This window comes from Kutzneria sp. NPDC051319, from assembly GCF_040682195.1.
GTDB lineage: Bacteria > Actinomycetota > Actinomycetes > Mycobacteriales > Pseudonocardiaceae > Kutzneria.
Genome location: NZ_JBFBAM010000117.1, coordinates 1 through 18650, shown reverse-complemented (window position 1 = coordinate 18650; position 18650 = coordinate 1). Strand labels below are relative to the sequence as shown.

Below are 18650 nucleotides of genomic sequence, written 5' to 3'. Positions count from 1 at the left end.
TGGCCTCCGGTCGTCGCGCGGGCAGTCGGGTCAGCGTCACTTCGCTGCCTTCTGTGCGCCGGCGACTGCTTGCTGCCAGCCGTCGGCGGCCGACTTGCCCTGTTCCACCGCCTGCAGTGCCGGAGCGAACACGTCGTCCTGGATCTGGCCGTCCGCAGGACCCTTGTACTGGGCCTTGGTCAGCTTCTTGGCCAGATCCGCGTACAGCGCGCCGGTCTTCGGGTCGGCGAAGTAGGCGTTGGTGGTGTTGAGCAGCTCCGGCGACTGCAGGGCCTGCACCTGGCTGGGGAACGGGCCCTTGGCCACGAACGCCTTGATCTGCTGCTGCGGCGCGGTCAGCCAGGCCGCGAGCTCGGCGGCTTCCTTGGGGTGCTTGCTCTGCAACGGAACCGTGAGGTACGAGCCGCCCCAGTTGCCGCCGCCGTCGGGGAAGGCCGAGGAGACGGCCCACTTGCCCTTGTTGTCCGGGCCCGAGTTCTGCTCGATCGAGCCGAGCATCCAGGCCGGGCAGACGGTCGTGGCGAAGGCACTGGTCTTGAAGCCGGCCTGCCACTCGTTGCCGAACGACACCAGCTTGGCCGACTCCTTGTCGGCGATGGCCTGCGTGACCGCGTCCCAGTCCTTCTTGATGTCCGGGTTGGTGGCCACCACCAGGTTGTCGTTCTGGTCGTAGTAGCCGACGTCGTGCTGGTTGTGCATGGCGTTGAAGATCTGGGTCGAGGTGTCGAACCAGGGCTTGCCGGTCTTCTGCACGTAGGTCTTGCCGGCGTCGAAGTAGCTCTGCCAGCTGCTGAACAGCGCCTTCACACCGTCCGGGTCGCTGGGCAGGCCGGCCGCCTGGAGGAGATCGGTCCGGTAGCACATGGCCAGCGGGCCGATGTCGGTGCCGTACCCGACCAGCTTGCCGTCCTTGGACTTGCCGCCGTCGTACTTCCAGGGCAGCCAGCGGTCCGGGCCGGCGTCGGCCGGGCCGATCTTGCTCAGGTCGTTGAACTTGTCGGCCTTGGCCATCACCTGGGCTCGGTAGCCCTCCTCGATGGCCTCGACGTCGTCGAGCCCGGAACCGGCCGCGAGCTTGGTGAACAGCTCCTTGTGGTGCGGCGCGGCCTGGCCGACCTTGTGCTGGGTGACCACGATGTTCGGATGCTCGGTCTGATACTGCTTGAGCAGGTCCTCGTAGCCGAACTCGCCGAAGGTGGCGATGGTTAAGTGGATCTTGCTGTCCGCCGCGTCGCCGGCCCCGCAGGCGGTGACCAGGCCGGCCACCACGGCCGTCGCGATGGCGGTCGCGAGAAGTCTCTGACGCATGTGCTCCGCTCCATTCTGGAAGCGCTTCCAGACGCTGCGGGCGAGTTTGTCGGCCTGTGGTCATCAGGTCAACAGGTCGACACCATCTCGTAACCGAGTTTCTGGAAGCGCTCCCAGACCGACCGGACGCCGACGGACGCCACGGAGCCGCGGCACGGCACCTGTCCCTGCTACCGGCGCACGGGATGACGCTGGCCTGGTGTTCGGCGTGATCCTGGCCTGGGATCCGCCGCTGACCAAGACCGACGTGATCGGCCACAACTGAGAACGGCGCCGCCGGAAGTTCCGGCGGCGCCGCTGTGTTACTGGTCGATCACCCCACGTGCAGGATGTTGTGCGCCGCCGCGGCCGCCTCCTGTGCCGCGCAGGACACCAGGTCGCTGCCGGCCTTCACGTCGAACTTCGGCAGGTTCCAGCCCTGGAGGCTGACCACCGGCGTCGTGCCGTGCAGGTCGGCCGCGTCATAGGTGACGGTGAGGGTCTGCGACTCCCCCGGCCACAGCGTGACGTCGTTGTCGCTCCACACCCCCGAGGTCACCTGGTTGTCGCCGGGCTTCTCGGTGCCGTCCGCGTTGCCGCGCCGGATGTCCGCCCGCAGGAAGAAGCCGACGATCGGCTGCTTCGAGGTGTTGGTGACCGTCACCTTGGTCGTCTGCTTGCCGTCCCGCTGCCTCTGCGAGGCCGCCACCGCGGACACCTTGGCATGCTGGAGGTTCTGCAGGCCCTGGAGGTTGCCGTACTGGGTCATGGTCGCCTGCGGGTTGCCGTAGCTGGCCGGCCAGTCGACGACGTCCTGCTGCGTGGACAGCCAGTACACGTTGCGGTCGACGACCTGGTTTCCCTTGCGCAGCAACAGCTCAACAAAGTACGTCTGCGCCTTGGCCGGCGGTGTGGTGACCGCGGGCGTCTTCGGCTTGAGCACGTCCGTGCTGACCTGCTGACTGGCCAGGGAGGTCGGGGCCGTGCGCTGGCTGTCCAGCACGTTGCCGTCGGTGTCGTACACCTTCGACTCGACGGTCAGGCCGTCCTGCTTGTCGGCGCCCAGGTTGTCGATCGTGACGCCGCCGTCGTCGTAGCCGTACAGGACGTGCAGCGGCTCGTTGGCCTTCTTCGCGCCGAAGAAGCTGCCGCCCTGGTCGCCGTCGTTGTTGTACAACGTCCACAGCAGACTCGGCCACCCCTTGTTGCCCTGCCAGTAGATCGTGCCGGTGGCCGGCGTCGGCTGGTTGGTCGAGTGGTCGATGAACGCCTCGAACTGCGAGCGGGTGTTCTCGTAGTTCTGCACCTGTGCCTGCTGCACGTACTGGTCGAGGCTGTTCCACTGGCCGTATCGGTTGCGCAGGGCCGTGTCGAACGTGAACAGCGTGCCGAAGGCGTAGCCGCCGTGGTCGGCCTCGAAGTTCAGGTGGTACTGGTTGTAGGCCGGGTCCTGCCAGAGCTTGGCCTGCTCGTCCGCGCTCATGAAGCGGTTGAGCGAGTCCCGCGTCGGCACCGTGTCGCCCGCGCTCTGCTCGCTGTCGAAGCCCCAGGAGCCGCCCACGTTGGTGCGGGAGTCGTCGGTCGGGTCGAAGTGCGTGGTGTCGTACCAGTAGCTCGGGGACACGTAGTCGTACGGCCCCTCCTTCTCGCCGGCCTGGCCCAGCTGCGGGCTGGCCTTGTACTCCGCCGAGGCCACCACCGGCTGCGTGAAGTCCGCGTCCTTGAAGCCCTGCAGCGAGACCGCCTCCTGGCGGGGCGTCGGCTGGTTGTCGCTCCAGTTGAACGTGATCACGCTCGGGTGGTCGCGCAGCCGCTCGCCGACCGACCGGGCGCTGTTCTGGATGATCTTGAAGTCCTCATCCGTGACGCCCTTCTCGTTGCCGGGCAGCTCCCAGCGGTCGCAGCAGGACCAGCCCGCGTTGACCATGATGCCGGCACGGTCCATCTGCTGGTAGAAGTCGTCAGGAAGGAAGTGGCCCTCGACGCGGACCAGGTTGATGCCCATGTTCTTGAGCAGCCGGATCTGCTTGGCGATGTCGGCCGAGTCGTAGCGCAGGAACAGGTCCTCCGCGAAGCCAGCACCACGGATCACCAGCGGCTTGCCGTTGATGGAGTACTGCCGCACGCCCTCCGGCGCCGCCGGCGAGGGACTGATCAGGCCCGTCGTCACCGTGCGGATGCCGAACTGCTCGCTCGTGCCGCTGCCCTGGACCTCCGTGGTCAGCGTGTACAGCGGCTGGTCGCCCAGGTAGTACGGCCACCACACCTTCGGGTGGTCGATCACGATCGGCCGGAACGTCACCGTCTGGGTGCTGTGCGGTTGGACCGTCACCGTCTGCTGCACCGTGTCGCGGCGGCCGTTCGGGTCCGTCACCGTAGCCTTGGCCACCGTCGTGACCGTGCGGTCGCCGTTGTTGGTGACGTCCGTCTTCGCCGTCAGGGTCGAGCGGCTCATGTCCTTCGCGTTGTCCTGCAGCACCCTGGCGTTGCCGTTGTTCAGGGCGCCCGAGACCTTCAGCTGGACCGGGAAGTGGATGCCCGTGTTGTTGTCCGGCGGGACCTGGTTCCAGTCGATGTCCGAGACCGTGAACATCGCGCCCGGGTCGTTCGGGTAGAGCTTCAGGGCCACCGTGTTGCGGCCCTTCGTGGTGAGCCTGGAAACGTCAAATGTGAACTTCGTGTAGGCGCCCGTGACCGTGCTGCTGGTCGCCACCTGTTGCCCGTTCACCCACACGTCCGCCTTGCCGATCACGCCGTTCACGATCAGCTGCCTCGTGTCGCCGCTGCCGTCCGGCGTGAAGTCCGTGCGGAACCACCACGGCACGTCGAACGGCGGGATCGTCACCGGGCCCGCGTTGTCCGTCGTGTACCCGAAGCACTTGCGCATGTTGTCCGAGAAGTAGACGTCCGGGCACTTCCCGTTCTGCAGCAGCGCCGTGATCTCCGTGCCCGGCGCTCCCCCGTCGTCCGGCCGCACCTTCAGCCAGGTCCTGGTGTCGAAGCCCGGCTTCGACACCTCCGCCCCCGGCTGCGTCGCCTGGGCGCTGCTCTGCACCTGCCACCCTTGGCCGCCCAGCGTCTGCAGCCCCCGCTCGCCGCCGGCCGGCTCCGCCTGCCCCGGCACCGCCCCCGTGGCAGCCACCAGGCTCACCAGCAGGGCCGCCACCAGCCCCCTGCCCAGCGCTCGTCTCATCTGCCCCAGCTCCCCGCACGCCGAAATAGTTCAGAAGGTTTCCTAACACACATCCTCACCCGCCGGAAGCCCTCCATTCCCCCAGCTCAGCGCCCAGACACCCCCCGATTTCGATCTTTCCCCCCGGTGCGCTAAGCTATCCCAGCACTCAACGAACACCCCCGAGTGCAAGACCGGGACGTGGCGCAGTTTGGTAGCGCACTTGACTGGGGGTCAAGGGGTCGCAGGTTCAAATCCTGTCGTCCCGACGGTCGAGAGGGTCTTCGCAGCTCACAGGCTGTGGAGACCCTCTTTTTGTGATCTTGTTCCGTTCGTCGAGCTCCAGCACGCCGCTGTTGGACCCCTTGACTCGACGAGGTCACGATGCCGCTCCTGGACCTGGACAAGATCACCACCGACCTGCCCACCATGTGGGACAGCTACCTCCGCAGCTGGGACCGGACCCTCCGCTCGGCCAACCGCCCGGAGACCACCCGCTACAACTACTTGCTCGCCGCAAGGCAGCTAGCGCTGTATCTCGCGGAATTCTCCCCCGACCCCGAAGCCGACGACGCGGCAGAAGACCCGACCGAGGTCACCCGCGCCCATATCGAGCATTTCCAGGCCTGGATGATCGACACCCGGTCGCCCGCCACCGCCGTGAACAAGCACAAGGTTCTGCGCCAGTTCTTCAACTGGCTGCGCGACGACGAGCAGGACATCGACCAGCACCCGATGGACCGCATCAAACTGCCCAAGGCCTGTCCTGGTCGAAAACTCTGTCACTGGCGGTGAGCTGGGGTTTAGGTGGCGGGTTGGTACTCGTTGAGAAGTCCGCCGAGGTGTCGTCTGCGCACGATCCGGTCTGCTGTGGTGGACGCCGGGATGACGGTCGGGTCGTCATCTGGCGCTCGCAGCCCGACGTCGTGACCTTGGTGACTGCGGCCGGCGTTGTAGTGTTCGATGTAGGTGTGCAGAACGGCGTCGAGATGGCGGCGACCAGTGATCAAGAGTCGGTCGGTGCACTCACGGCGCAAGGAGCAGATCCATCGTTCGGCGATCGCGTTCATCCGCGGTGTTTGTGGCGCGGACAGCACCACGTCAACACCGATCGAGGCAAAGACCGCGTCGAACGCGGCAGTGAACTTGGTGTCCCGGTCGCGGACCAGGTGGGTGAAACGGCGTCCCGCATCGTCAAGATCAGCGGCCAGGTTCCGGGCCATCTGGGTTGCCCAGGCGCCGGTCGGGCGGCTTGTGACGCCGAGCAGGTGGACCCGGCGGGTGCGGTGCTCGATCACGAACGCCGCATACAGGCGCTTCAAAGTCACGGTGTCGATGTGGAGGAAATCGACAGCGAGCAGACCATCGGCTTGGGCGCGTAGGAATGTGCGCCACGTGTCGCCGCAGGTAGACGGCGGTGGGATGCGGCGGTCGCGCAGAATCCGGCGGATCGTGGCAGCGGCGACGCGGTGCCCGAGCCGGCGCAGCTCTCCTTGGATGCGCACGACGCCCCAGGTTCGGTTCTCCGTGGCCAGACGCACGATCAGCGCGGTGAGCGCCTCACTGATCGGCGGGCGGCCTGGTCGTGCTGGCTGGCGCCATTTCGCGGCCACCAGCCGCCGATGCCAGCGCAGCAACGTCGCGGGCGTCACGATGCGGCAGCACCGTAGAGATTTTGGCAGCAGCCGGGACAGTGCTGCGAGGACTGCCCGGTCGGCCCAGCCCAGTCGCGGGCGAGGGTTGCTGCGGCGCAGCACCGCGACCTCGTGGCGAAGCGCCAGTATCTCCGCGTCCTTGGCTGCCGAGGACCGGGCCAGCAGTGCCAACCAAGACAACCCCTGAGCCAAGATCAGATACAGCAGTCGAACGATCACACCAGCGATCATGGATCACGGCAGATCACCAGCTCAAACCCGGGTAACCGAGTTTTCGACCAGCACAAGGCCCTGGACGTGCTGCGCCGCGAACTCGTCGACGCCAAGTTCCTCAGCCATCTCACCATGCTGAACACCCGCGCGCTGCTGGGCATCGCCAGCGACCTGCTCGGGCAGATGACCGACCAGAGGTTCGGCTTCGCGGAGAACTTCGACATCGTCAGCCGCAACTCCGGCGTTGTCCACAACGCGAACCGGCTGTCGGGTGGAGAGAAGTTCCTCGCATCCCTCGCACTCGCGCTGGCACTGGCGGAGCTGCACTCCCGCAGCGGCCCGCGCCTCGGTTCGCTGTTCCTCGACGAGGGCTTCGCGGCGCTGGACACCAACGCGCTGGAGTCGGCCCTGGACGTTCTGCGCGCCCAAGCCGGCGGCGATCGCCTGGTCATGGTGATCAGTCACCTGCATGCCGTCGCCGAAGCCGTCGACGACGTCCTGTGGGTGCAGCGCGGCACAGCCGGGTCAACGGTGCGCTGGCTGAACCCGGTCGAACGCGACGACCTCATCCAGGCTGATCTGGCGAGCGGTCTGCAAGCGCTGGCGTAGTACAACACAGCGGCCGCAGGCAGCCGCGAGGGTGGGTCGCGAGGCCCACCCTCGGCCCCCTCTGCCGGTCATTCGAACGAGAGGTTGAGCCGCTCGATAGGGCGTTTCTCCTCCTCCCAGCCGGCACGCACGAATGAGCCCAGCAGCGTGCGGGTGGCGCGCAGGCATTCGGGATCGTCGGAGCCTCCGCCAAATCCGGCACGGTTTACCCCCGGCCAGTAGCATCAGCCAGGACAACGCCTGGACCAAGATCCCGTACAACAGGCGAACAGTCACGGACCACCGATCAACGAACACCACAAACAGCAGGTCAAGCCTAGCGACCAAGTTTTCGACCAGGACAGCCCTCGACATCGACCGCGTCATCCCACACGCACGTCACGTTGCCGCAGGTGCTCACCGACAGCCCCGCCGACAAGGTCCTCGTCGCCTGCTCCGGCACCAGCCACCTCGGACGCGGAGACGGGTCGGTCGCGAAGCGGACAAGAATCGCTTGCGAAAGCGAATCGACAATCGCGAACAACCTTTCCGTCGAATGCTGACACACAATATCAAACACGCACGAACGCGGTGGACGCACGTCGTCGTGACGCGCTCCGAGGAGTCGACAGCCTCGACACCGGGCGGCGTATGCGCTGGTCAGGAGGGTACCAACCCTGCCGTGACCAGCGCTCCTCCAGGTAGTAAGCTGTCGCCGTTCAAGCCCCCACGGACGGAACGCTCTCGTCCGTGGGGGCTTCGCGCGTTTTTGGGCTGGGTGCGGGCGGAGCGGAGGAGGGAAACGGTGGGCAGCGGAAAAACTCGGCGCCCCCGGCGTCGAGTGGCCATAGCGGCCGCCGGGCGCCGGAGGCCTGGCGGGCGTGCCGCGGGTGGCAGCAACGCACCGGACGACAGGGTCGCGGCAGGTGGCACAGGCCGGCGCGCCGAGCCTCCACTGACCGTGCTCGCCGCGGTCGACCGACACGTGGAGCGCGCGACGTCGTCCGATGAAACCCTACGCCGCTACCTGCGGATGGCACTCCGCTTCGCGCTCATCGTGGTGATGATCTGCGCGGGTGTCGCAGCGTGCCTGCTGGTGGTCGCCGTCAGCATCCTCTACACGGCCTCCGTGACGGGCCTGAATCCGGTAGTCGCGGGCGCCGTCGCTGGCGTCGGGGCGCTGGGGACCAGCGGATCGGCTCTGGTCGGGATCAGCCGGTGGCGGCACAGGCGCCGGGCTCGACTCACCGACGGCGCCGGGCGAGAGGAACGAGAGGGCTAGGCCGCGGCGGGCTCGTCCCCGACAGAAGTCCGCGCACGACAGGGCGCAGACAAAGGCCAGCCGTCACGGCCAGCCCAACCGTGACACCTACGACCACCACCGCCACAGCCGCTCCGCCGCCCGGCCCGAACACGGTCACGGCGGCGAGCGATCCCACGACCAACCCCAGCGCGGGCACGACCAAGCTCGCCACGCCCACGATCACGACGGCGCGCCGCATCTGCCGCTGTGCATCGTCGGCCATGTCCAGCACACTACGCGGCCGAACCTGGCTGGAATCCAGCACGTCCGCCGACGGCGCCCCCAAAACTGGTCGCGCACGCCATGAACGGACAGCGCGGCTGGACGTTTTCTTGGTTGCCACAGGGCATCCGTTACTCCCCTACTGAGCATGCACTACGATTGGGTGGTCCCAAAAACCGTCGCTAACGCGCGGTAGTGCAGGGCTGTTCTGTGCTGTGACGTACGCGCTCCACATCGATCGCGAGCGGGTTCGACCGAGGAGGAATCGTACGAAGACCCAATCGGAAACAGGGAGAGGTGTGCCCACTCTCAGCGCCAAAGGGAATCACCGATAAAGGTATGTGTCATCGGTTTCGAGCTATCCGGCCTCGCCGCCGCACACTACCCGACCGGCCCGACCCGGGGTTCAGGTCACGATTCCGGAACGCAGCTCCCTGTACGGCGGCCGCGCCGACATCACCGAGGATGGCAAGCACTGCGCCCGACTGTTCCTCGGCGACTACCACTACCTGCTGGGCCTGTTCCGCGAGATCCCGGGCGTCGACGGCACGATGCTGGACTCAACGCACAGGTGCCGGCGCTTTGATAGGTGACATGCTCGCACCATCCACACGAGAGCAAGACAGCCACAGACGAACAGGACGCTACTGGAAGCGCTACCAGCTGACATCGCCAGCTTCTCCGAGACACATGGCCGTCCTCCCACTCCACCGACCATATGTTGAGACGCAGTCTCAGTTCCCGCTCACATCCATGATCAAACTGATAAATCGAGGACTCCTTTACTTTGGCAAGTAGACTTGGACGCGAGCTTGAAGAACGGGCATGAGCACGCCGTTGACCCTGGATTCAACTGGGGGTCAAGGGGTCGCAGGTTCAAATCCTGTCGTCCCGACGGTCAAAATAGCAGGTCAGAGGCCCTGCCACCATCACAGGTGGCAGGGCCTCTTCCGTACTGAGCGACTAACTGAGTGACTATGGGCTCCAGAGCCGACCAGCACCGGTTCCCGTGTGCGTGCCGAAACTAAGTCCACGCAGGTCAAGCGGCATGCCGATACTCGTGGATGACTCCGCCGGGACGGTTCAGCCAGCGTACGGTGAGGCGTTCAACCTGGTCGGGTTCAAGGGGCTGGGGCCAGGCTCGCAACGGTGCCGCGGCGGCAAGTGAGCGGTGGGTTCGGTGCTGGTTGTAGTGCCGCTCGTACTCGCGAAGCGCGTGCCGTAGGAGGGTCTGGTTCCAGATCAGCGTGCGGTCCAGCAGTTCAGCGCGCAGTGTCTTGACCCAGCGTTCGGTGAACGCGTTCATGCGGGGCATCCGGACACCGGTCAGCACCGTGGCGATCCCCGCCGTACTGAGGAGTTCGCCGATCAGCGTGGGGAATTCGGCGTCGCGGTCGCGAATGAGAAACCTGACCCGCGCGAGGGTTCCGGCATCCTCGAGATCCATCAGCAGGTTGCGGATCGCCTGCGTCACCCAGGCGTGGCTGGGGTGTGCGGTGGTGCCGAGAATGCGACGCGCCGGCCAGCGTGGTGCACGGCGAGGATGTACTGGCGCGCTCCAGTGAGGGTGATGGTCTCGATGAAATCCGTCGCGAGGATCGCCTCAGACTGGGACCGTAGGAAGGCCGCCCAGGTGACGGCTGCCCGGTGCGGGGACGGATCGATGCCCTCAGTCTTGAGGATCTCCCACACCGTGGAGGCAGCAATCACGATGTCCAGGAGGGCGAGTTCGCCGTGGATGCGCCGATAGCCCCACGAGGGGTTCTCGGCTGCCAGGCGCACGACGAAGCGGCGGATCGAGACGACCGTGCGCGGACGCCCGGGCCTACGGCGCGTGCTTGCACGGGAGTGGCGGCGTTTCGCCAGGTCTCGATGCCATCGCAGCACCGTGTCCGGGCTGACCAGCAGCCGGAGCCGGCGCAGCGTCACGCAGGCCAGAGGCGCAAGCAGCGCAGCGAGCAACGCCCTGTCCCCGGGCCGCAATCGTGGCCGCTGATCGCCGAGTTGTCTCCGCAAGACCGTGAGTTGATGGCGTAACGCAAGGATCTCGACGTCCTTCTCACGATCAGTCATGCGCACCAACCGTAGCGCGACGAAGACATTGGAGACGGCGAGGTAGGCGAAGCGGACCAGCACGAGCCGCGATCATGCCCGACGTTGGCCAGCCACTCGACCGACGCCCGCTGACCTGCATGGACATAGTTCTCGGCACGTAGAAGGTAGAGGCATCCGCTCGCACTGGACCTGGTCGTCGGTCGGCAGCAACGCCACCTTGGAGAGGTCCTGGGCGACATCGCTGAGCTCGGCTCGGACGAAGGCGTCTGGTTCCAGGACGGACGCGATCACGCGGCCCGGCCTGGCGATCGTCCCGACAGACCAGGCCAGCCCCTGCGTCGCATCGGTTGCCGCCTCCACGATTGCCGGCTGCCAGACGTCGATCAGCCTGTCGAGGACCAGCGTCGGATGCTGGTGCGCAGCCCGCTCCAGGCTGTGGCATCGACACCGAACGTCGTCGGCTGGCCGGCCAGCACCACGCAGCGGTCGTCCCCTGCGGGCGGATCGATCGTCACGGGTGGAGTTGCCGCGGCCGTCGGTGCTGCGGGTCAACCGGCTGTCGGCGTCGTAGTCGAACGTCGCGGTGTGGCCGAGCGCATCGGTCGCGGAGACCAGGTTGCCGGCCGGGTCGAAATGGGTCGAGGTGTCCCGCAGGTGGGTGGTGCCGCCCTTCCAATCGCCGACGTTACGCCATCCAGTCCAACGGCGGCGGCCGGCCCCAGCGTCGGCGGACAGCGGCGAGCGGGCCATGCCGGTCAGCGCGGCCGCATCATCGGCGGCGTCAGGGTGGTCGCGTCGCCCGCCTGGTAGAGGGCGGCCGGCCGGCCGTTCCCGACCGGCCGCTTCCGACCGGTCGGGACCAGAAAGCCGTCCGCCTCCGTGACCTTGCGGTGGAAGTTGGGGCGGTCCAGCCCGACGCCCCAGACCGCCTCGTACACGTCGCGCAGCTCGCCGACGGTGAACTCCTCGCCGCAGAACGCGGTGGCGATCGTCCGGAACTGGAGCTGGGAACGGGCCTGCTCCAGCGCGTCGGCCAGGATCTCGGCGTGGTCGAAGGCCAGATCGGACCGCTGAGCCTCGTCCACCGGCAGCCACCTCGCCGCCCGCGCGTCCGAGCCGGCGGTCGGCAGCGGCAGGTCGGGCGCGATGGCCAGGAAGCCACAGGTCACCACGCGCGGCCGCCGCGGATCCCGGTCGGGCGCCGAGTAAACGCCGACCTGCTCCAGCAGCAGGTGCTCGGCGCTGACCCCCGTCTCCTCGGCCAGCTCCCGCGCCGCCGTCTCGTCGACTCTCTCCTCCCCGCGGAGGAAGCCGCCGGGCAGGGCGAGGCATCCCGCGAACGGCTCGTTGCCCCGCTCGACCACGAGCACATGCAGCCGGCCTTCCCGAATTGTCAGGATGACAAGATCCGCCGTGAGTGTCACGGTCTGGCGACGCCGACTCATGCCGTCAAGGGTAGTGAGCGGCCCGGCGAGGGCGGTCGGGGCGGTCAACGGCGCATGTCCGACGGCTTGGCGCTGAGCGCCCCCATCTCGATCATGTGCAGGACGAAGTCGGCCGCGTTGTCGGCGGCCCGCTGCTGGAAGTCGTCGGGCTTGCCGATCTCGGCCTCCCGCCCCTCGGCGTCGAAGTGCTGGCCGGCCCAGTCGCTGATGCTCTTGACGATGACCCACTCGACGCCCTCCCGTCGCGCCGCGGCGTGGAAGCCGGACCCCTCCATCTCCCCGCCGATGGCGTCGGGACGCTGCTCCCGCAACGCCTTCACCGCCGAGTCGGAGTTGAGCAGCTTGGTCCACGAGACCATCTCGCCCTCGCGCACCGCCGACCCGGTCCAGGTGCCGGCGACCGCGTGACACCGCCCCAGCAGCGTCGGCGACGGCTGGATGTTCTCGCCACGGACCTGGATGGTCTGCTCCTCGACCCACTTCTGGTGGTCGAGGTCCTGCACCCGCTTGCCCAGCACCACATCGCCGATGCGGTGCTCCTTGGGACGCAGCCCGTAGCAGATCCCGGTGAGGATCGCGTAGTCCGGCCGCACCTGCTGGATCGCGTCCACCGTGCTCAGTGCCGAGCCGCCGGGGCTCAACGCGCCCTGGTCGCCGATGCGGATCATGCTGACCGTGGTGTCGCGGATGGAGCCCAGCTCGTACACGACCTGCCGGTGCTGGAAGTCCATGGCGACCGCCTTGCCGGTGGCGCGGTAGGCGGCGCGGGCCACCGACCGCCACTCGACCGGCGTCGTGACCACGATCAGCACGTGGGCGTTGGTCAACATGCGTTCCCTTTCCCTCTGCGCCACCGAGACCCGGTGGCGGTGTTCGGCCATGCTTCGTCTGGCGGCGACGACGCCCACGAGCAGGGTCATCGGCAGCAGCAGGTGGGCCAGGACACCGAGCACGACGGAATTGCCGCTGCTCGGGCTCAGGCCGGGCACGTTCTGGAACAGCATCTGGTAGACCAGCCAGTCCAGCGCCCGCCCGTAGTCGGTCAGGGCGACCGCGCACTCGGCGCCGAGGCAGTCGGAACGTTCCGGGACGACGATCATCATCGGCAGCCCGAGCGTCAGGACCGTCAACGCGAACAGGTAGAGCCAGAAGAACGCCACCTGGGGTTGCCTGGTCGAGGGTTCCTGGTCCGTGGTCGCGTTGGCCATGAGGATCAGCTCGGTGCCCGGACCGAACGGCATCCCCGCGCGGACCGAGGACGAGACCAGGTCGCGCATGACTTCGGTCGTGATGCCGGACAGGCGTCCGACGAGCGTGTCGGTGACCCGAACCCGAACCTCGCCGCCGAGTTCATGCGCCGCGAGCTTGATCTCCGCGCGCACGAGCGCCGTGAAGCGCTGGTACGCGCTGTCGAACAGTTGCCGGGCCGACTGATCGTCCGGCTGGTGCAGCAGAACCAGCGACCAACTGGTGGCCGCCATGGTGTTCGCCACCGCGCGTATCGGCGGGCGGCGGCTGTCGCTGACAATCTGGGTGATCAGGCCGCTGGTCATCGCGGCCGCGAGGTAGGCAGTCAGCACGGCGATGACCAGCAGCGCCGGCACCACCGCGTGCAGCAACGCGGCGGCGATCGCCAGGAGCAGCAGTGAGATCGGCGGTCCGGCGAGCAACAGCAGACCCCAGTGCTGGGCGGCGAACCGCAGCACCGTCCAGCGGACGGACAGCGGCCGCCGCCGCTTCCGCATAGGCGGCTCCAGCACGGCTACCCCGCTGTCGCCCTGGCTGACCAGCAACCCCTCGGCCGCGGCGACGGCCAGCAGCAACGGCAGCGGCCCCCGTTGCCGGAACATACCGGCCGCGGCACGGGGGCGCATCCACGCGTACGCCTCCCGGCCGTGCCGGGCCGCGCGCACGGACCGGGCCAGCCGCCGGCACTGAGACCAGGTCGGCTCGGTCCCACGCACAGCGCGTCCGTCCCGCGTGGAAGTCCAGTCGTGACTCATGTACGGCCTTTCAGCTGCTGGCCGACCAGGCCGGCCACGGTGCGGCCGAAGGCGAGGGCGGTGCTGTCCGGATCCATGCCGTCGAACACGGTCGGCTGCGCCGTCGGGAAGGCCGTCGCCCACTGCGTTGGCACGTCGATGTGCGCGCTCGGCACCAGCAGCCGCACGTCGTGCACGCCGTAGCGGTCCAGCAGCGCGTCGCCGGCCCGTTCGTCGGTGGGCGTGTCCTGGAGCTGGGCGTCGGACAGCAGCACCACAGCCTTGTCGCAGCGCGTCGCCGGCATCGCCCCGAGCCGGTCCAGCAACGGGGTCAGCAGCGTGCTGTTGCCGTCGGTCACGCCGCCGGGCGCGAGGTTCACCGTCTGCCTGGCCGGTCGCGGCGGCGACCGGACGACGGCGTTGAAGGCGAAGTCGACGATGGCGACCTCGTCGTTGGGCCGCAACGTGTTCGGCTGCCCGGCCCAGCGCACGAACTGTTCGAGGGCCTGGTTCCTGGCGGCGCTGTAGTCGGTCATCGACCCCGACACGTCCATGCCGATCACCAGCCGGAGGCACGCCGGGCCCCGCGCGCCGGCGAGATAGGACTGGTCCAGCGACGCCGGGTCGTCGGACCGGTCGCGGTTCAAGTACCACACCGCGGCGGCCGCCAGCAGGGTCAGGACCACCAGCACCGTCGTCAGCCGACGACGGGAAGGCGTCGGGCTCAGCCTCAAGAACGGCCCGAGCCCGGGGCCACGACGCAACGTGCCGGTCATCAGGATCCACCGACCACGTCGAAGGTCCGCACTGTTCGGTCCTCGCCCGGCGCAGCCTCAGCCTCGTGCAGCGCGGCCCACACGGTCCGCATCACCTCGGCCATCGCCTTGTCGTCCAGGCACGGCCATTCGCGCAGGCTCGCGATCGCGTGCTCGAGGTACGGCGGCGGCACCAACTCCACCTGCCCGTGGACCGGAACCAGGTGGCCGACAGTCGGCACCTGAAGGCCACGCGAGCCCTCGTCCACACCGGACATCCTGGGTCCCTTCGTCATCGGGCGCAGCGTCGTGTCCGGCATCCGATGACCGCGCGTCCGGGTCGGATCCCCGTGCTCCGCCTCGGCTTCCAGCAGCAGGCCCGCCCCGGTGGTGGCGATACGGCCGAGCTGACCGCGCCGCAGCTGCACCGCCGCTCGCAGCAGGTTCCACCGCAGGGCGTGCTTGCGGTGCGCCTTGACCACCCGCTTCTTACGCCGCCGATAGTCGATGACCACGCTCCTGTAGTGCTCGCGCACCTCGGAGGTGAGCAGCATCCGGCTGAGGGCGTCGGCCAGCACGAGCGCGCCGAACAGGATCGCCATCGGCACGGGCTCCGTGACGGAAATGGCGCCGAGCGCGGTCTGGGCGGTGTCGAAACGCTCGTACACCAGCCAGCCCACCGCCACCAGCACGACCGCGAACATCACGATGGCGAGGATCCCGCCTCGATGCCGGCGCCGGCTGATCCCCGGGTACGCCAGGAGCCGGCGGTGCATGACCGATCCGGCCAGCCGCGCGGCCCAGATGCCGGCCAGCGGGATGAGGGCGGACAGCAGCGCGGCCGACACGCGTTGTTGGTCGAGCAGGGGCAGGTTCCGGTCGAGGTCGAGGGAGAGCACGCCGTTCCAGAAGAACCACTCGACCACCAGGAAGACGATCTCCAGCACGAGCAGTGCCCTGGCCGAGACCAGGGCGCGGTAGGGGTCGAACCACCGCAGGTGACCGCTGACGGTCTGCTCCGAGGCCGCGGCCTCGGACGTGGCTCGTGCGCCGTGCAGCGGGCTGCGCTCGCGGGCCTCGGTGGGCAGCTGCTCCAGATAGGCGATCGCGTCGGTCACCCGGCTCGCGGCGGAGATCAGCTGCTGGGTCAGGGCCATGAGCCGCCGGTTTCGGCGGCCGTCCCGGCGCAGCGACTCGTTGGCCACGGCGTTGACCACGGCCAGCTCAGCCGGATAGGCCTCCCCCGGCTGACCGGCCGCCGCGGTGCCGTCATGCGGCCCGAGCTTCTCGAACCACCTGTGAAGCAGCGCACGGAGCCCACCGACCACGGTCATCTTGTTCACCCGCTTCCTCACGCCCGGCACCCCTCGGGTCGGAGCACGACGTCGACCCGGCGGTTCTTCGCCGCCGCCACGTCGTCGTGCTGGCCGTTCGGGAACTCGTCGGCCACCGGGTTGCCGGCGCCGTCGCCGACCGGCCGCAACCTGGAACCGTCGATGCCCAGTGCGGTCAGTGCGCCGGCCACCGCCCGCGCGCGCTGGAGCGACAGCACGTCGTCGAGCTGGCCGACGTCGCGGTTGTCGGCGGTGTTGCCATGGATGTCGCCCACCCAGCCCGGATTCCGGCGCAGATCGGCCACCACCTCGGCCAACGCGCCGTCGACGCCGGGCTGGAGCCGCGCGCTGTACCCGGCGAACAGCAGCGCGCCGGGGATGCTGATCCTCGTGGCGCAGTTGACGTGCGTGATGGTCGACGCCGGGACCTCGACCTTGTCGGCCGGCGCACCGGTCGGGGCCGCCCGGCGGTCGCCGGCTCGCGGGTCGATCGTGGGCACGGCGCTCGCCGCGGTCAGGATCGACGTCCAGATCTGGTTCAGCTCGGCGTGCACGGGGTCGGGCAGCGGGGGGCTCGTCGCGGCCATCCCGGTCCACAGCACGGGGCGCTGCGCCAGCTCGCCAGCCAACGCGTGGCCGGCCGCCAGGCTCGCGGCGAGCTGGTCCGGGTCGATGTCGAACGCCGACTGGTTGAGATCGAATTCGCCGCCGGAGTTCACGCCGTCGGAGATGACGACGAGCCGGCTCGGCTGCTGCCGGGCGGCGAAGTTGACGGCCGCGAGGATGTCGCTGCCCGGCGCGGTGGGCGCCATGTCGGGGCCGCCCAGCCAGCTGGCCACGCAGCCAAGGACGATCCGCCGGCCGTTGTCGGCCTTGGCCGAGTCGACGCCCGGATACGGGTCGAGGGGGATCCGCCGCGCGATGCTGACCGGCTTGCCGGGGCCGTCGACCGGGATCAACAGCAGCACGTCGTGCTGCTTCTGGGCGTCGGCCAGGGCCGACGCCGCGGCGGGCGGCGCGCCGGCGGTGGCCGACGACGCGGTGTTGTCGGCGACCAGCGCAATCGTCGTCGCCTTCTTGTCGACGGGTTCACCGGCGGCCGTCTTGCAGTCCGCCGCGCTCGGCGCGTCGGACGGGGCGGCGGTCCCGGAACCGCCGCCCTGGCAGCCGGCGCACACGAGCAGCACCGTGAGCACGGCGGCGAGAGCGGCCAGGAGCTTGCCGCGGATGGAGGGGGGCATGGACACCTGCTTGGTTGCGTAGGGTGGCACCGGTAGGTGCGTTGGCACGCCGGTGGTGCGTGCCGTCGAGTCTCATCGGGCGCGGGACGGCGAACGAGGGCTCAATCCGCCCTGGAGTGCCGATATCGACCCGTTCAGCCCATGTCGTGGTGAGCACAGCGTCATCGGCCCGTCGCGCGGCCCACCCGATCTGCGGTGTCCGGCGGGGCCGCCGGTCGGTTACAACACCTGGCGGCCGATGTACGGCCGACACCAACGTGATCCCCGCCAGGAGCGACGTTGCCGGACAAGACGAAGATCCTCAAGGAGCTCCAAGCGCTGCGCCCGGGGCTGGGGCTGCGCTCGTTCGACCTGGACGCGAAACAGATCCCGCTGCTGCGCGAACTCAGCGGCGCGGGCAAGGCCTCGGGCGAGGACCTGCACGATCGCCTGGCCGAGTTCCTGGAGGAGGCCATGGTCGACGTGAACCTCGCCGACGCGAGATCATCCGGCGGGCGCTGAACCTGGCTGAGTCCACGGTCGAGCAGCAGTTGGCCGTGCGCATGCGGGGCCTGGCCGAGCTGGCCAAGCACGACGAGCGCACTGCCCGCCGGCACGTCGACGCCGCGCTGGCCCGGCTGGCCAAGGTCGTCACGGACGGCGGCTGGGCGCGCGACGGTGACGTGCATGTCGGCAGCGGGTGGTACGTCGACCACCTCGATGTCGTGCTTCGTCTGGACAACGGGCCGGTTCGCTCGATCGAGCGGCGGACGATCGTGGCCACCAGGAACGGGCTGGACCGGGTGGTGAACTCGGTGGACGTGCTGCCGCCGGACCGGGACGGCACGCCGTCGCCGGCGCGGATGGAGGTGATGTTCGGCGCCATGGCCGATCCGGTGGGGGCGATGACCGGCCACCATTTCGAGTCCCAGATCCTGCTGTCGCGCGACCTGCGGCGGGCCGAACGGCACACCTACGGGGTGGTCATCACCAGCGAGGCCATGGCGTCGCACTTCGTGTGCGTGCCCCTGCGCAAGCACAAGAGCTTCGACCTCACCGTCCGGTTCGATCCGGGACGACGGCCGGCCGCCGCGTGGGTGCTCGACCATGCCCGCACGAGAGCCATCGACGAGCACCGGCCGACGCCGGCGCTGCTCGAACCGGACCGGGCCGGCGAGGTGCGGTGGTCCTTCGGTCGGCTCAAGAACGGGCTGGCTTACGGCATCCAGTGGCGCTGGTGACCGGAACCGTTGCGGCGCTGGGGTTTCTCCGGCAGCGGGCGGCTTGCGTTCAGCCATCTCGACCTCCTTCGGCATGACGTCGGGCGCGACCCGGGGGCGGGGGCCGGGGGCCCCGGCGACCCGGTCGCGCTTTTCTTATTTTACCCGCCCGCCTTAGAACGGGTTACCGTACCAGTTG

General features: G+C 68.7%; 17 protein-coding genes and 1 tRNA gene. 7 read left to right on the top strand and 11 right to left on the bottom strand.

The features are described 5' to 3' along the window. Positions 1-36 precede the first annotated feature (36 nt). Positions 37-1308, bottom strand: coding sequence for an ABC transporter substrate-binding protein (locus tag AB0M73_RS47675; protein WP_363906486.1), 1272 nt, complete (start codon positions 1306-1308; stop codon positions 37-39). Between the two features lie 313 nt (positions 1309-1621). Next, positions 1622-4480, bottom strand: coding sequence for a beta galactosidase jelly roll domain-containing protein (locus AB0M73_RS47670; RefSeq protein ID WP_363906485.1), 2859 nt, complete (start codon positions 4478-4480; stop codon positions 1622-1624). A gap of 174 nt (positions 4481-4654) precedes the next feature. On the opposite strand from AB0M73_RS47670, the gene AB0M73_RS47665 reads away from it, so the two are divergent. Both AB0M73_RS47665 and AB0M73_RS47660 read left to right on the top strand, forming a co-directional pair. Beyond that, positions 4655-4728 (top strand) — tRNA-Pro (locus tag AB0M73_RS47665). A 115-nt stretch (positions 4729-4843) separates the two neighbouring features. Beyond that, positions 4844-5254 carry a phage integrase N-terminal SAM-like domain-containing protein gene (locus AB0M73_RS47660; RefSeq protein WP_363906483.1) on the top strand — a complete coding sequence of 137 codons (411 nt, stop codon included), beginning with the start codon at positions 4844-4846 and terminating at the stop codon, positions 5252-5254. 8 nt (positions 5255-5262) lie between these two features. Here the strand turns inward: AB0M73_RS47660 and AB0M73_RS47655 are convergent, their stop codons facing one another. Further along, positions 5263-6333 carry an integrase core domain-containing protein gene (locus tag AB0M73_RS47655; protein WP_363906481.1) on the bottom strand — a complete coding sequence of 357 codons (1071 nt, stop codon included), beginning with the start codon at positions 6331-6333 and terminating at the stop codon, positions 5263-5265. Between the two features lie 78 nt (positions 6334-6411). Here AB0M73_RS47655 and AB0M73_RS47650 point away from each other — a divergent pair, with 78 nt between their 5' ends. The 3 genes from AB0M73_RS47650 to AB0M73_RS47640 all read left to right on the top strand — a co-directional run bounded on the left by AB0M73_RS47650 (position 6412) and on the right by AB0M73_RS47640 (position 9033). After that, entirely contained in the window at positions 6412-6936 is a 525-nt protein-coding gene (locus AB0M73_RS47650; protein WP_363906479.1) for an SbcC/MukB-like Walker B domain-containing protein, read from the top strand. A gap of 940 nt (positions 6937-7876) precedes the next feature. Then, on the top strand, positions 7877-8197 hold the full coding sequence (locus tag AB0M73_RS47645; RefSeq protein WP_363906477.1) for a hypothetical protein: 321 nt from the start codon (positions 7877-7879) through the stop codon (positions 8195-8197). Between the two features lie 584 nt (positions 8198-8781). Beyond that, positions 8782-9033 (top strand): hypothetical protein, encoded by a 252-nt coding sequence (locus AB0M73_RS47640; protein ID WP_363906475.1) that lies wholly within the window; start codon positions 8782-8784, stop codon positions 9031-9033. A gap of 446 nt (positions 9034-9479) precedes the next feature. Here the strand turns inward: AB0M73_RS47640 and AB0M73_RS47635 are convergent, their stop codons facing one another. The 8 genes from AB0M73_RS47635 to AB0M73_RS47600 are packed head-to-tail and all read right to left on the bottom strand — an operon-like array spanning position 9480 to position 17252. Beyond that, entirely contained in the window at positions 9480-9914 is a 435-nt protein-coding gene (locus AB0M73_RS47635) for an integrase core domain-containing protein (protein ID WP_363906473.1), read from the bottom strand. Next, positions 9911-10576 (bottom strand): hypothetical protein, encoded by a 666-nt coding sequence (locus AB0M73_RS47630; RefSeq protein WP_363906471.1) that lies wholly within the window; start codon positions 10574-10576, stop codon positions 9911-9913. Before AB0M73_RS47630 ends, AB0M73_RS47635 begins: the two co-directional genes overlap by 4 nt. Positions 10577-10585: 9 nt before the next feature. Further along, on the bottom strand, positions 10586-11245 hold the full coding sequence (locus tag AB0M73_RS47625) for an RHS repeat domain-containing protein (protein WP_363906469.1): 660 nt from the start codon (positions 11243-11245) through the stop codon (positions 10586-10588). 5 nt (positions 11246-11250) lie between these two features. After that, positions 11251-11940 carry an NUDIX domain-containing protein gene (locus tag AB0M73_RS47620; RefSeq protein ID WP_363906467.1) on the bottom strand — a complete coding sequence of 230 codons (690 nt, stop codon included), beginning with the start codon at positions 11938-11940 and terminating at the stop codon, positions 11251-11253. A 44-nt stretch (positions 11941-11984) separates the two neighbouring features. Continuing rightward, positions 11985-13904 (bottom strand): hypothetical protein, encoded by a 1920-nt coding sequence (locus tag AB0M73_RS47615; protein ID WP_363906465.1) that lies wholly within the window; start codon positions 13902-13904, stop codon positions 11985-11987. 35 nt (positions 13905-13939) lie between these two features. Continuing rightward, positions 13940-14698 (bottom strand): vWA domain-containing protein, encoded by a 759-nt coding sequence (locus tag AB0M73_RS47610; protein WP_363906463.1) that lies wholly within the window; start codon positions 14696-14698, stop codon positions 13940-13942. Then, on the bottom strand, positions 14698-16032 hold the full coding sequence (locus AB0M73_RS47605) for a hypothetical protein (RefSeq protein WP_363906461.1): 1335 nt from the start codon (positions 16030-16032) through the stop codon (positions 14698-14700). The genes AB0M73_RS47610 and AB0M73_RS47605 overlap by 1 nt, the downstream gene beginning before the upstream one ends. Beyond that, positions 16029-17252 carry an OmpA family protein gene (locus AB0M73_RS47600; RefSeq protein WP_363906459.1) on the bottom strand — a complete coding sequence of 408 codons (1224 nt, stop codon included), beginning with the start codon at positions 17250-17252 and terminating at the stop codon, positions 16029-16031. Before AB0M73_RS47600 ends, AB0M73_RS47605 begins: the two co-directional genes overlap by 4 nt. 279 nt (positions 17253-17531) lie before the next feature. Here AB0M73_RS47600 and AB0M73_RS47595 point away from each other — a divergent pair, with 279 nt between their 5' ends. Together AB0M73_RS47595 and AB0M73_RS47590 are read left to right on the top strand one after the other, a co-directional pair. Beyond that, positions 17532-17753 carry a hypothetical protein gene (locus tag AB0M73_RS47595; protein WP_363906457.1) on the top strand — a complete coding sequence of 74 codons (222 nt, stop codon included), beginning with the start codon at positions 17532-17534 and terminating at the stop codon, positions 17751-17753. A 35-nt stretch (positions 17754-17788) separates the two neighbouring features. After that, a complete protein-coding gene (locus AB0M73_RS47590) occupies positions 17789-18472 on the top strand; it encodes a hypothetical protein (RefSeq protein WP_363906456.1) in 684 nt (227 codons plus the stop codon). Positions 18473-18650 lie beyond the last annotated feature (178 nt).

Bases quoted from the DNA above. Each gene is read 5' to 3' on its own strand.
- AB0M73_RS47675 (WP_363906486.1), bottom strand. From the start codon at position 1,308: ATGCGTCAGAGACTTCTCGCGACCGCCATCGCGACGGCCGTGGTGGCC.
- AB0M73_RS47670 (WP_363906485.1), bottom strand. From the start codon at position 4,480: ATGAGACGAGCGCTGGGCAGGGGGCTGGTGGCGGCCCTGCTGGTGAGC.
- AB0M73_RS47660 (WP_363906483.1), top strand. From the start codon at position 4,844: ATGCCGCTCCTGGACCTGGACAAGATCACCACCGACCTGCCCACCATG.
- AB0M73_RS47625 (WP_363906469.1), bottom strand. From the start codon at position 11,245: ATGGCCCGCTCGCCGCTGTCCGCCGACGCTGGGGCCGGCCGCCGCCGT.
- AB0M73_RS47620 (WP_363906467.1), bottom strand. From the start codon at position 11,940: ATGAGTCGGCGTCGCCAGACCGTGACACTCACGGCGGATCTTGTCATC.
- AB0M73_RS47610 (WP_363906463.1), bottom strand. From the start codon at position 14,698: ATGACCGGCACGTTGCGTCGTGGCCCCGGGCTCGGGCCGTTCTTGAGG.
- AB0M73_RS47600 (WP_363906459.1), bottom strand. From the start codon at position 17,252: ATGCCCCCCTCCATCCGCGGCAAGCTCCTGGCCGCTCTCGCCGCCGTG.